11 protein-coding genes are annotated in these 13,257 nt (G+C 68.6%); 1 reads left to right on the forward strand and 10 read right to left on the reverse strand.

The features are described from left to right. Window positions 1-238: 238 nt before the first annotated feature. The 5 genes from EKE94_RS10145 to EKE94_RS10165 form a co-directional block, all read right to left on the reverse strand. Complete coding sequence (locus EKE94_RS10145) at window positions 239-886, reverse strand: hypothetical protein (RefSeq protein WP_127906500.1); 648 nt, start codon at window positions 884-886, stop codon at window positions 239-241. A gap of 2 nt (window positions 887-888) precedes the next feature. Continuing rightward, window positions 889-1,020 (reverse strand): aa3-type cytochrome c oxidase subunit IV, encoded by a 132-nt coding sequence (locus EKE94_RS10150; protein ID WP_127906501.1) that lies wholly within the window; start codon window positions 1,018-1,020, stop codon window positions 889-891. Window positions 1,021-1,381: 361 nt separating this feature from the next. Then, window positions 1,382-1,873, reverse strand: a complete 492-nt coding sequence (locus tag EKE94_RS10155; RefSeq protein ID WP_127906502.1) for a DUF6173 family protein — start codon at window positions 1,871-1,873, stop codon at window positions 1,382-1,384. Window positions 1,874-1,893: 20 nt separating this feature from the next. Then, on the reverse strand, window positions 1,894-2,931 hold the full coding sequence (locus EKE94_RS10160; protein ID WP_127906503.1) for an MBL fold metallo-hydrolase: 1,038 nt from the start codon (window positions 2,929-2,931) through the stop codon (window positions 1,894-1,896). 10 nt (window positions 2,932-2,941) lie between these two features. After that, window positions 2,942-4,675, reverse strand: a complete 1,734-nt coding sequence (locus EKE94_RS10165) for an acyl-CoA dehydrogenase (protein WP_127906504.1) — start codon at window positions 4,673-4,675, stop codon at window positions 2,942-2,944. A 146-nt stretch (window positions 4,676-4,821) separates the two neighbouring features. Here EKE94_RS10165 and EKE94_RS10170 point away from each other — a divergent pair, with 146 nt between their 5' ends. Next, window positions 4,822-5,799, forward strand: coding sequence for an L-threonylcarbamoyladenylate synthase (locus EKE94_RS10170; protein WP_127906505.1), 978 nt, complete (start codon window positions 4,822-4,824; stop codon window positions 5,797-5,799). Between the two features lie 59 nt (window positions 5,800-5,858). Here EKE94_RS10170 and EKE94_RS10175 read toward each other — a convergent pair whose 3' ends face one another. The 5 genes from EKE94_RS10175 to EKE94_RS10195 form a co-directional block, all read right to left on the reverse strand. Continuing rightward, complete coding sequence (locus EKE94_RS10175; RefSeq protein WP_127906506.1) at window positions 5,859-6,434, reverse strand: YqgE/AlgH family protein; 576 nt, start codon at window positions 6,432-6,434, stop codon at window positions 5,859-5,861. 132 nt (window positions 6,435-6,566) lie between these two features. Next, window positions 6,567-7,622 (reverse strand): ATP-binding cassette domain-containing protein, encoded by a 1,056-nt coding sequence (locus tag EKE94_RS10180; protein WP_127906507.1) that lies wholly within the window; start codon window positions 7,620-7,622, stop codon window positions 6,567-6,569. A 10-nt stretch (window positions 7,623-7,632) separates the two neighbouring features. Further along, entirely contained in the window at window positions 7,633-8,670 is a 1,038-nt protein-coding gene (locus tag EKE94_RS10185) for an ABC transporter permease (RefSeq protein WP_127906508.1), read from the reverse strand. Between the two features lie 108 nt (window positions 8,671-8,778). Continuing rightward, window positions 8,779-9,756: an ABC transporter substrate-binding protein gene (locus EKE94_RS10190; protein ID WP_127906509.1), complete on the reverse strand. Its 978-nt coding sequence runs from the start codon at window positions 9,754-9,756 to the stop codon at window positions 8,779-8,781. A 332-nt stretch (window positions 9,757-10,088) separates the two neighbouring features. Then, window positions 10,089-13,205, reverse strand: a complete 3,117-nt coding sequence (locus tag EKE94_RS10195; RefSeq protein WP_127906886.1) for an error-prone DNA polymerase — start codon at window positions 13,203-13,205, stop codon at window positions 10,089-10,091. Window positions 13,206-13,257 lie beyond the last annotated feature (52 nt).

Consider the following 13,257-nt stretch of genomic DNA (forward strand, 5'->3'; position numbering starts at 1 on the left):
GATACGCCAAGACGGGGCGGAGCGTCGCGCGTCAGGTCCGGGCGCCGCATCCCGCGTCACGGTGCCGGGGGTACCGCGCCCACGTCACCTGCCCCTTCTTGTCGACGGAGCGCGACGATCAATGCAAAACCATCTAGCTGCGCTCGGCCCACCTTGGGGACTGGCGCCGTCCCGGCGCCCCCGGGGGCCTGCGCAATGCGCGGCCGGGCGATCCCGGCCGCCGAGGTTGTCCCCGGCTCTACCCGGCTTCGGGGACGAGCAGCCCTGCCTCGATCAGTTCCTTGCGTTCGCGGATCAGGACGCCGTGGTTCTGGTCGGCGTCGTCATCGGTGATCGTGCGCTCGACAACGCCGGGATGGCGACCAAAGGCCTCCATGGTGTTGTTGGGGAACCAGCTGACGCCGATATCCTCGAACCCCGGCAGCTGCGACAGGATGGTGCTGGTGGCACGCGAACAGCCGGCCGCGGCGACGGGGCCGTAGTCCATCGCCAGGCGCAGCGCCTGCTCGGCGACCTCGGGCGATACCTCGATCCGCTGCTCGACGATGCGGAAGCTCTCACGCGCATGGAAATCGATGTAGACGGACTGGATACGCGGGGACACGCCGTACAGCACGTCGCCGCGCTCAGGCGCGTTGGGATGCACGAAGGATCCCGCCGGGTCGAACAGGACCCGTTGCGAGCCGTTGATCAGAAGCCCGGTATGCGCGCCATTGTCGTTAATGTTGCGGATCACGGTATAAAGCGTGAGCGAGGGCGCTTCGTCCGGGGCGGTGTAGGCGGCGCGCTGGACTTCGGCCAGCGGCGTCCCGACCTCGACCCCGGCACAGGCGGCGAGAAGCGGCAGGAGCGCGGCCAGAAGCACGCGCCGGAACAGGTGGGTCATGATCAGTTGATCAGGGCCAGGAAGACCAGGAAGATCACGACGGCGATCGCGCCGCGGGTGACCATGGTGATGAACCCGTTGAAGGTTTCTTCCTGGACGGTGATGTCCATCGACCCGTGCTTGTGTTCGGCCATTTTCAGCAAATCCCCTGCCTGCCGGGCGCACCAGTCGTTCGGTGCGTCCAATCGTTCGGTGCGGAGCGATAGACGATTCCTCCCGCCCTGTCACGCGCCGGATCGCCGCAACCCCGGCCCTCGCAGCCCGGTGCGGCCCGGGGCAGCCCGTGCGCCGCGCCCGCCTGCCGATCCGCCCCCGCGGACCGGCGCGGGTGGGCGTTCGGTGACCAGACGTCGGCGGCCAACGTCTACGGGCCGGGGGTCGCAGCGAAGCTACGCTGCCCGGGCGGGACGTGTGACGGCGGACATCAAGAGGCGGACGGCAGGACGAAGAGCTCAGGAGGCCGGGGCCTTGAGCCGTGCCGCGCGAGGCCCCGGCTCAGGGCGCGGCGTCGTTTGGATCGGCGCTTTTCAGATCGGCCGTTTCAAGATCGGCTGCGAGCCGAAACCCGATGCGCTGCGGCTCGGGCCGCTCGGGCGCCTTCGGCACCGCGCGCAGGAACACCGAAAGCTGGCTGACATGCTGGATGAGCTGGGTCTTCTGGCCCGTCGGATCAGTGCCGTAGAAGGTGACGATATCGGGATCGAAATAGCCCATGCCCTGGATCTTGAGCACCCCGGGCGCGCCGCCCACGAAGCCCATGGCGACCTCGTGTTCGCCATCCAGCCCCTCTTCGAACTTGCGGATGTAGAGCACCAGCCGCTGATAGGCCCATTCGGCAGGGCTCTTGCTGGCGACGGGTTGCCGGACCGCGGCGGGCAGCGGGGCGGATTCGACCCCCTCGGTCGCGGGGTCGGCATGGACGGCATGGGCGCGCGGCAGGGCGCTGGCCTCCATCGCCTCGGCCGCGGTGTGGATCGGATCGGTCATCTGCGGTCCCTCCCGGGGGGTCAGGCGCGGCGCCACAGCCATGCGCCGGTCTCGGTGATCTCGCGCGTGGCCCGCCCGGAATGCCACAGGTGGACGCAATGGGCCATCGCCTCGACCATGGCCAGCCCGTAGGCATCGCCCCGGATCTCGCGCTTGAACAGAGGCACGAAGCAGTCGCAGGCGGTTTTCGGCGTGTCGAGATGCCGTTCCAGACGCGCAAGCGCGGCATGGTGGTTCTCGATCAGCTGGTCCAGCCGCGTGGGCAGGCCGCGATAGGGCAGCTTGTGGCCCGGCAGGACCAGCTGCGTCTCGGTCGCGAGGGTGGCGAAGCGCTCGCAGCTTTCCAGCCAGCCGGCCACCGGATCGGCGAGCGGTTCGGTCGCATGCGCCCCGATATTGGGCGAGATCGACGGCAGAAGCTGGTCACCCCCCAGCACGAGGTCGTCGTCACGGCTCCAGAACGTCGCGTGTTCGGGGGCATGGCCATTGCCCATGCGGATGTCCCAGTCGCGCCCGCCCATGCGGATGCACCCGCCTTCGACGATCCGGGTATAGCCCAGGGGCAGCGTGCCGGTGATGTCGGCAAAGTTCATCGGCCGCGCGGCGGCACGCTCCGCATAGACCTCGTCCGCCATACCCGCGGCGCGCCAGAAGGCCAGCGTTTCGGGAAGCGGGCGGTCCTGCACGTCCAGTTGCAGCATCCGCGTCAGCAGATAGGCGGTGCGGGTGGTGACGATCTCGGCCCCGCCGGCTGCGAACCACGCGGCCAGCCCGACGTGATCGGGATGGTTGTGGCTGAGCACGACACGGGCGACCGGCTTGCCCGCCAGCGGGCCCGCAAGCGCGGTTTCCCAGACCTCGCGGATCTCGGGCGTGTCGAGCCCTGTGTCGAGGATCGTCCAGGCGTCGCCGTCGTCCAGCGCATAGACGTTCACGTGGTCCAGCGCCCAAGGCAGCGGGATGCGCAGCCACAGCACCCCGGGGGCGATTTCGGTCGCGGCACCGGGGGCCGGGGGCGTGTCGACGGGATAGCGGATCTGTCGCGGGCTTGCGTCCATGGCCCGCGTCTTACGCCGCGAGGTCGTCGGGCGAAAGCGCGAAGAGCCCGGCTGCGCCCGCCCTCATCTCGGTCAGGCAGGCGGCGTGCTGGGGCAGAAGCCTGTCGACATAGACTGCGGCCAGCGCCGCGCGGGTCCCGGACGCGCCGGCCTCGCCCGCTTCGGCGACGGCGCAGGCGAGGTGCGCATGCGCCCCCAGCACCCGGGCAAAGGCGCGCAGGTAGGCCATGGCGCCGGCAAGACGGTCGGTCACATCCTCCTGCGCCAAAAGCCATTCAGTCCCTTCGCGCAGCTCTTCGGCCGCGTGCCAGACCGGCCCCGCCAGCGCGGGATGCCCGGCGCGGGCGGACTCGGCGGCCTGCTGGATTTCGTCGAGAAGCCGGAACGCGGCCTCGCCCCCGTCGGCGAGCTTCCGGCCAACGAGATCCATCGCCTGAATGCCGTTGGTGCCTTCGTAGATCGCCGTCACCCGCACGTCGCGGACGAACTGCGCGGCGCCGGTCTCTTCGATATAGCCCATCCCGCCGTGCACCTGCACGCCTTCCTGCGCGACGGACATGCCGACCTCGGTGCCATGCGCCTTGGCGATGGGGGTCAGGAAGGCAGCGCGGGCGGCCCAGGCGGGATCGCCGGTCGCCGTCTTCATGTCGATCGCCGCGGCGCACATCAGCGCGATGGCGCGGGCGCCCTGCACCTCGGCGCGCATCCCCGCCAGCATTCGCCGCACGTCGGCATGCTCGACGATGGTGCCCGTGCCCGACGCGCGGCCCTGCTTGCGGTCGCGCGCATAGGCCAGCGCCTGCTGAAACGCCGCCTCGGCCACGCCGATGCCCTGCACGCCGACGCCCAGCCGGGCGTTGTTCATCATCGTGAACATCGCCGCCATGCCACCATGCGGTTCCCCCACCAGCCACCCCGTGGCCCCGGCATAGTCCATCACGCAGGTGGGCGAACCATGGAGGCCGGTCTTTTCCTCAAGCGACAGGACCTGCACCGCGTTGGCCGCGCCCGGCGTGCCGCCGCCCATCTCCGGCTCGCCCGGCAGGATCTTCGGCACAAGGAACAGGCTGATCCCCCGCGTGCCAGCGGGCGCGTCCGGCAGGCGCGCCAGCACGAGATGGCAGACATTGCCGGAAAAATCGTTGTCGCCCCAGGTGATGTAGATCTTCTGCCCGGTGACGGCGTAGGTGCCATCCTCCCGCGGCTCGGCCCGGGTGGTCAGCGCGCCGACGTCCGAGCCTGCCTGCGGCTCGGTCAGGTTCATCGTGCCCGACCATTCGCCCGAGACGAGCTTGGGCAGCGCCCAGGACTTGAGCTCGTCGCTGGCATGATGCTCAAGCGCCTCGATCTGGCCCTGCGTCATCAGCGGGTTCAGTTGCAGGGCAAGGCAGGCCGAGGACATCATCTCGTTGACGGCCGTGGCCAGCGTCATCGGCAGGCCCATGCCGCCATGGTCGGGATCGGCCGCGATGCCGATCCAGCCCCCCTCGGCGATCGCGCGGTAGCCCTCGCCAAACCCTTCGGGGCAGCGCACGCGCCCGTTTTCAAGCCGCGCGGGATCGGTATCGCCGCGCCGTTGCAGCGGGGCCAGCACGTCTTCGCACAGGCGCGCGGCCTCGGACAGGATGGCCTGGGCAGTGTCGGGCGTCGCCTCGGCGAACCTGTCTGTGGCGGCGATCTTCGGCAAATCGGCGACATGCGCCATGAGGAAGGCGAGATCGTGAAGTGGCGCGCGATAGGACATTGGCGGTTTCCTCCCTTGCCCCCGCTTGGCAAGCGGCGGCGCGGCCCATAATAGCCGGGCCAGACCTGTCGAACTTTCGGCGAAAGGATGCGCGGCGCGACGCCCTGCGACAAGTCCAACGCCGCGTCAGAAGAGGGACCCGCATCATGCCCCGGACCGACCTGCTGCCCGCGACCGACGAAGGCCTTGCCCGCGCCGCCGCCCTGCTGCGGGCCGGCCAGCTTGTCGCCTTCGCGACCGAGACGGTCTATGGGCTGGGCGCGGACGCGACCGACGCGGACGCCGTCGCCGGGATCTATGCCGCCAAGGGGCGGCCCAGCTTCAACCCGCTGATCGTGCATGTGCCCGACCTGGCCGCGGCCGAACGGGTGGCGGTGTTCGACGCGCGCGCCCGGGCGCTGGCCGCCGCCTTCTGGCCCGGGCCGCTGACGCTGGTGCTGCCGCTGCGCGACGGCGCGGGCATCGCGCCGGGGGTCACGGCCGGGCTCGATACCGTGGCGATCCGGGTGCCCGCCCCCGCCACGGCGCGCGATCTTCTGGCCCGCACCAGGCGGCCGGTGGCGGCGCCCTCGGCCAACCCCTCGGGCCGGATCAGCCCGACCCGTGCTGCACATGTGCTCGAAGGTCTGGATGGACGCATCGCGGCGGTGCTGGAGGGCGGCGACTGTCCGGTGGGCGTGGAATCCACCATCCTGTCGCTGGCCGGGGCGCCGGGCGACGCGCCACGCCTGCTTCGCCCCGGAGGCATCCCGCGCGAGGCGCTCGAGGCGCATCTGGGCGAGGTCGAGAGCGGCGCCGATGCCAAGGCGACGCCGACCTCGCCGGGTCAGCTTCTGTCGCACTACGCCCCCCGCGCGCGCCTTCGGCTTTCCGCCCCCCGGGCGGAGGCGGGCGAGGTCTACCTGGCGTTCGGCCCCGCCCCGGGCGGCTGGACCCTGTCGACCGCCGCGGACCCGGCCGAAGCCGCCGCCGCGTTGTTCCAGACATTGCGGGACATGGATGCCGCGGGGATCGCGCGGATCGCCGTGGCGCCGATCCCGGATGCGGGGCTGGGCCTTGCCATCAACGACCGACTGCGCCGCGCGGCGGCGCCCCGCGATCCGGGAGATGCGGAAGCCGACTGACCGGCCAAGCCGCGGCCAAGCGCCGGGATCGTGACGCAGTGGCGCCGGAGGCCAAGCGCCTAGGCGTGACCGGCGGCGGAAGAAAGCGTCAGCGGATCAATCCCGATCGAGTTCAGCGCTCCCTGCCACTTGCCGGAGTTGTCCGTCCCGAAGAGCAGCCCGTCGGCGGCATCGCAGATCAGCCAGCCGTTCTGGGCAATCTCGGATTCCAGTTGCCCGGGCCCCCACCCCGCGTAGCCCAGGGCGAGGATCGCCTGCCGCGGACCGCCGCCCTGCGCCATGGCCTCAAGAATGTCGAGCGTGGCCGTCATCGCGTAGCAGGGGTCGACCTGCAGGGTGCCAGCCGCGGGCGCGTAATCGCCCGAGTGCAGCACGAAGCCGCGGCCATGTTCGACCGGGCCGCCGAAATGCACCTGGATTTCGCGGGCCCCCTCGCCCGCGTCGATGTTCAGCTGATCGAGAAGGCCCTGAAACGTCAGGTCGCCGGCCGGCTTGTTGACGATCAGGCCCATCGCGCCGTCCTCGGAATGGGCGCAAAGGTAGATCACGCTGTGTTCGAACCGCGGATCGCCCATGCCGGGCATCGCGATCAGGATCTTGCCGTGCAGATCCGACAGGCTGGAGAGGTCATCCATGGATTGTATCTTGGCCTCTCTCGCGAGATCGGCAAGGGGGCGTGTGGCATTGAAGGCAATTCACCGCTGCCCCGCCCCGTCGATCGGCGCCGCCCGCATCGCGCGGACGGCGCCATAACCCGGAACGCCGGTTCAGGACGCGTGGCGCATCCCGTCGTCCGATGCGCTGGTCGGGACCAGCGCCGTCACCACATCGCGCATCGACAGAAGTCCGATCATCCGCCCCTCGTGGGTGACGCGGTAGCTGAGCTCGGCATTGCCGCCCGACTTGGCGATGACGTCTTCCAGCGTGGCGTTCGCGTCGATGTCGCCCGAGGTGGTGCCGGGATCTTCGGACGTCTTGGTCATGATCGTCCGGGCCCGCAGGACGCGGGCGCGGTTGATGTCGCTGATGAAGTCGATGATGTAGGGATCGTTCGGGTTCATCAGGATGTGCTGCGGTTCGCCCTGCTGCACGACCTGGCCGTCCTTCAGGATCACCAGATGGTCGGCCAGCTTCAGCGCCTCGTCCAGATCGTGGGTGATGAAGACCACGGTCTTTTGCAGTTCGGCCTGAAGCTCGAGCAGGAGGTCCTGCATGTCGGTGCGGATCAGCGGATCGAGCGCAGAGAATGCCTCGTCCATCAGCATGATGTCCGAGTTCGAGGTCAGCGCCCGGGCGATGCCCACGCGCTGCTGCATCCCGCCCGACAGCTGGTGGGGATATTGCGGCCCTTGCCCCTGAAGCCCGACACGGTCGAGCCACTTGGTCGCCTCGGCCTCGTAGTCCTTGCGCGGCTTGCCCTCGACGATCCACGGCGTCGCGGCGTTTTCCAGCACGGTGCGGTGCGGCAACAGCGCGAACTTCTGGAACACCATCGACATGTTGGTCCGCCGCAGGCCGCGAAGCTTGCGCGCGTTGTAGTCCATGATGTTCTCGCCGTTGACGATCACCTCGCCGTCGGTCGGGTCGATCAGCCGGTTTAGGTGCCGGATCAGCGTCGACTTGCCCGACCCGGACAGGCCCATGATGACGGTGATCTCGCCCGCCTGCATGTCGACGTTGATGTCCCGCAGGCCGAGCACGTGATTGTACTCGGCCAGCAGCTCGGACTTGCCGACGCCGTTCTTGGCATGCTCCAGCGCCATCTGCGGGTCGTTTCCGAAGATCTTGTAGAGGTTGCGGATCTTGATCTTGGGGTCTTCCATGTCCGTCTCCTCAGCTCTTCTGCGCGGCGTTGACGCGGGCAAGCGCCGCCTTGGTCGACCGGTCGAGGATCACCGCCAGCAGCACGATGCCCAGCCCCGAGATCAGGCCGACGCCCAGTTCGAGGTTGCGGATGCCGCGCAGCACCAGCACGCCCAGACCCGGGGCCGAGACCAGCGAGGCGATGACGACCATGGCGAGGCTCATCATGATGGTCTGGTTCACGCCGGCCATGATGTTGGGCAGCGCCAGCGGGATCTGCACGCCGAAGAGCTTCTGCCGGTCGGTCATGCCGAAGGCGTCCGCGGCCTCGATCACCTCCTTGTCGACCAGCCGGATGCCGAGGTTCGTCAGGCGGACCACCGGCACGATGGCATAAAGGATGATCGCGATGCCGTAGAGCTTGGGCTCGGTCACCGAGAACAGGAAGATCAGCGGGATCAGGTAGACGAAGGGCGGCAGCGTCTGCAGCATGTCGAGGACCGGGATCATCGTGCGTTCGAAGGGATCCGAGCGCGACATCAGGATGCCTATGGGCACGCCCAGCAGCACGCATAGCGTCGCGCAGACGAAGATCACCGCAAGGGTCTGCATCGCGTAGACGTAGTAGTCGATGAAGGCCATCGCGCAGAACGCGAGGACGACGAAGGCCACCAGCTTCCACGAGCGGCTGATCGCGAGGACGAGAATCCCCAGAAGCGGGATCATGATCCACCATGGCGTGGACTGGAACATCCACAATGCCCATTCCAGCGCCCAGCTCAGCGGCTGGGTGATGGGATCGAGCACGTAGCTCAGTGCATCCTTGATATCGAGGAACCCGCGTTCCAGCCCCAGCGTGACCTGCCGCGACTGCGGAAATGCGTCGCAGGCGTCGTTCAGCGCATCCATGGAAGGAAACGGCGTGTCCCAGAGCGACGGATCGGGTGCCCCGCCGCCGGTCTGGTTCAGCAGGTCCGCCATCGACATCGGCCCGCCGCTTCCGCTTCCGTCACCATCGCACCAGCTTCGCAAGCCGAGCGAATTGAATACCCAATCGTAGGTGGCCATTAATACTACCCCGTCCTTCTTTCTCTTGCCGCCCCTCGAAGCTTAGGCGGAACGAAAAAAGCGGGGCGACCACTTTGGGCCGCCCCGCCGAAAAATCCTACGTCAGGATCACTGCTCGAGAAGCTGCGAGAGGTTGCCCCGCGCGTCGTCGTTGATCCACTGGCTCCACTCGTCCTGATAGTTGCTCAGGAAATAGACGGCCGTTTCCTCGCCCGAGGCGTTGTTCTCGTCCTGCCACGCCAGGAGCGAGCTCATCGTGTCGGTCTGGAACGTCATGTTGCGGAAGAACTCGGCGATTTCGGGCTTGCTCTCGACGAACTCCGAAGTGGCCGAGGTCAGGATGACCGCCGACTTGAACTCGGACACCTGCGGATCCTCGGCGTCCTGGTTCTGCAGGTTCGCAAAGGCTTCTTCGTCGACTTCGCCCAGTTCGACGCGGGTCATGTCGTACTTGCCCATGGGAACCGTCGGACCCCAGTAGTAGCCGAACCACGGCTCATCGCTTTCGACGGCCGAGGCCATCGAGGTGGCGAGGGTCTCGCCCGACCCGTGGTTGAAAACCTCGATGCCGCTGTCTTCGAGGTTCAGCGCGCGGATGAGGTTGTCGCTGACGATGCGGCAGCCCCAGCCGTCGGGGCAGTTGTTGAAGCGGTTGCCGACAAGGTCGGGGTTCTCCATCACGCCTTCGATGGTCGTCAGCTCGGGATGCTCTTCCGCCAGCGCGGTCGGGATCCACCAGCCTTCGACGCCGCCGGGTTCCAGCACGTTGGCCAGACGCTCCATCGTGCCGCCCTCTTCAAGGCGGGTGTAGGCTTCGCCGGCCGAGTTCAGCCACAGGTTCGTGACGACATCGGGTTCGCCGTTTTCGGACACCGAGGTGATGGCCGGAACGGTGTCCGAAGGCACCAGCGACACGTCGCAGCCGTACCCCTGCTCAAGCAGGAATTCGGCGATGTTGGTGGTGACCTCGGCGGCCGCCCAGTTCATCTGCGCGATGGAAACTTCGCCGCATTCGCCGCTATCCTGCGCGAAAGCGGGCGCGGAGAGAAGAGCCATGGCAGCGGTGGTAAGCGTAAGAGTTTTCATTCTACCCCATTCGGTTCAATCAAGAATTTTGCGGATGCCGGCCTCATGCGCCGCAGCCCGGTCACGCAGCTTGCGTCTGACGGGCCGTGGGGCGCCGTTAGGCGGCGTCCGCGTCGTACCGGACATTACTCTAGGCCAAACTCCGCCGAGAACAAAGGGCACTCAGGTCAATTTGCGACATAAAATGCCGTTTTTAGACGATTATTGCGGCTCTCACGAGCGGTTCGCAGGATTCCTTCGGCTCCCCCAGCCATTTGCCGGGTCGCGCAGCCTCCACCCCGGCGGGCGGGACAGGGCCGGACGGGCCAGGGGCGGGCGGGCCAAGGACGGGATCATTGGCGCGACGTGCGGCATTTGAGCCCTTCCGGCGAAGCCTCCCATGCGTCCGACCGCGTCAGCCCCCGGGCCTCCGAGAAACGCCGCCCCGGTGCATCGGCAGCAGGCCCCGTGCCGGCCCCAGCGTCCCCGCCGGGACGGGGATCGTCCCTTGGGGTACCCGGCCCCGCCCCCATCGGCGGGGTGCCCGGTGTCAGTCTGTGGCGCAAAAAGGCCATCGGATGGGCGCGCAACGTCAGCCGCATGGCGACATAATCCTCGACCACCTCCTCGCCCGCCGTCATCTGCGGCAGATGCGCCGCGGGCTCGACGATGCCCTCGCCGTCGATATCGCCCGAGAACAGCGGCAGCGGCGCCTCTCCTCCCAGGGCCTTGGCCTCCCATATCGCGTCGCGGCGGCTGAGCCCCAGGGCGGCAAAGGCATCGGCCTCGGCCAGCAGGCGCAGGAAGCGGGGGGCAAGCCCGGCGCGGCGCCAGACGTCGGCCACGGTCTGGTAGCCGTTGCCGCGGGCGGCGGCGATCCAACGCGCCTCGTCCTCGCGCAGCGCCTTGATCTGGCGGAACCCCAGCCGCAGGGCCAGCCCGCCGCGGCCGTCGGGCTCCATCGTGCAGTCCCAGTAGCTGTGGTTGATGCAGACCGGACGCACCTCGACCCCGTGGTCGCGGACGTCGCGGACGATCTGCGCAGGCGCATAGAACCCCATCGGCTGAGAGTTCAGCAGCGACGCCGCGAATATGCCGGGATGGTGCCGTTTGAGCCAGGCCGAGGCATAGACCAGCAGCGCGAAGCTGGCCGCGTGGCTTTCGGGAAAGCCGTAGGAGCCGAAGCCCTCGATCTGCGCGAAACAGCGCTCGGAAAAGTCGCGCCGGTAGCCGTTATGCGCCATGCCGCGCAGGAACCTGTCGCGGAATTCGCTGACCCGTCCGTGTTTCTTGAACGTGGCCAGAGCGCGGCGCAGCCGGTCGGCCTCTTCCGGGGTGAACCCGGCGCCGACGATGGCGATCTGCATCGCCTGTTCCTGAAACAGCGGCACGCCCATCGTCTTGGACAGCACCTTGCCCAGCGCATCGGAGGGAAAGGTCACCTGCTCTTCGCCGCGGCGCCGTTTCAGGTAGGGATGCAGCATGTCGCCCTGAATGGGACCGGGGCGGATGATCGCGACCTCGATCACCAGGTCGTAGAAGGTGCGCGGCTGCATCCGCGGCAGGAAGTTCATCTGCGCCCGGCTTTCGACCTGGAACACCCCCAGCGAATCCGCGGCGCAGAGCATGTCGTAGGTCTGCGGATCCTCGGTCGGCAGGGTGGCGAGGTCGTAGCTGACGCGGTGATGCGTCTCGACCATCTCGAAGGCCTTGCGCAGGCACGACAGCATCCCCAGCGCCAGCACGTCGACCTTGAGGATGCCCAGCGCATCGATGTCGTCCTTGTCCCAGCAGATGACGGTGCGATCCTCCATCGCCGCGTTCTCGATCGGGACAAGTTCGTCCAGCCGGCCCTCGGTGATGATGAAACCGCCGACATGCTGGCTGAGGTGGCGGGGAAAACCCTGGATCTCCTCGACCAGCTCCAGCGTCTGCACCAGCCGCCGGTCGGCCCGGTCGAGCCCGATTTCGGCCATGCGCTGCGGTTCGAGCCCGTGGGCCCCGAAGAACCCCCAAAGCTGCGAGGACAGGGCTGCGACGGTATCGTCGGACAGCCCCATGGCGCGCCCGACCTCGCGGATCGCCCGCTTGCCGCGATAGTGGATCACGGTGGCGCAGAGGCCCGCGCGGTGGCGGCCATAGGTTTCGTAGATGTGCTGGATCACCTCCTCGCGCCGCTCGTGTTCGAAATCGACGTCGATGTCGGGCGGCTCGTCCCGCGCCTCGGAGACGAAGCGTTCGAAGACCATGGTGCCCACCTCGGGGCTGACCGAGGTCACGCCGAGGCAGTAGCACACCACCGAATTCGCCGCCGACCCCCGCCCCTGGCAGAGGATCCCGCGCGACCGGGCGAAGGCCACGATGTCGCTGACGGTCAGGAAATAGGGTTCGTACCCCAGCTTGGCGATGAGGGCGAGTTCGTGGGCCAGAAGGGTGCGCACGCTGTCGGGGGCGCCAGCCGGGTAGCGCCGGGCCAGCCCCTCCTGCGCCAGCCGGGCCAGACGGTCGGTCGCGGTCTCGCCCCCTGCGACCTCGGAGGGGTATTCGTAGCGCAGCTCGTCCAGCGAGAACCGGCAGCGCGCGGCGATCGCCTCGGCGGTGCGCATCGCCGTCTCGTGGCCCGCAAACAGCCGCGCCAGCTCGGCCGGGGCGCGCAGGCGGCATTCGGCATTGGCCAGCGCGGCGCGCCCCAAGTCATCGACCCGGGTGCCGGTGCGGATCGCCGTCAGCACGTCGGTCAGCCGACGCCGGTTGCCGTGATGCATGACCGGCGCCGCGGCCGCCGCGACCGGCAGGCCGGCCCGCCGCGCCCGCGTGGCGAGACGGTCGAAGCGGCGCCTGTCCTGTCCGTCGTAGAGGGGAGTGAGCAACAGCGCCACCTGCCCGGGAAAGCGGCGCGTCAGCCGGTCCGCCTGTCGCCACCATTCGCCCGCGCCGCCCGCATGCGCCGCGCCCTCTTGCGGGCCGACAGCGGCGGGGTCCGCGCCCTCATCCGCCCCAGCGGGATGCAGGAGAAGCTCCATCCCAGCCGCATGATCCAGCAGGTCGTCGAAGCGGATCAGGCACTCGCCCTTTCCCGCCCGGCGCCGCCCATCGGTCAGCAGCCGGCAGAGCCGCCCCCATGCCGCCCGGTCGCGCGGGATCGCGGTGACTTCGGGGCCGTCCACCGGCACGATCCGCGCCGCTGGGATCAGCCGGGGCACATGGCGGATCGGCACCCCGGGCGACGCAAACAGCCCGGGCGGAGCGGGCGGGCCGATCGGGTCGCGGTCGGCCTTTGCCCGCAGCCGCACCTGCCGCGCGATCTCACGCGCCTCGGTATGGGCGCGCACCACGCCCGCCACGCTGTTGCGGTCGGCGATGGCGATGGCCTCCAACCCCAGAAACGCTGCCCGCCCCATGTATTCCTCGGGGTGCGACCCGCCGGTCAGGAAGGTGAAGTTGGACGTGATGGAAAGCTCGACTTGCATGAGACCATGCATATTCACCTTTTGTTCGTGCGTGGAGTCTGTTTTGAAACTT

The organism is Mesobaculum littorinae (assembly GCF_004011175.1).
GTDB lineage: Bacteria > Pseudomonadota > Alphaproteobacteria > Rhodobacterales > Rhodobacteraceae > Tranquillimonas > Tranquillimonas littorinae.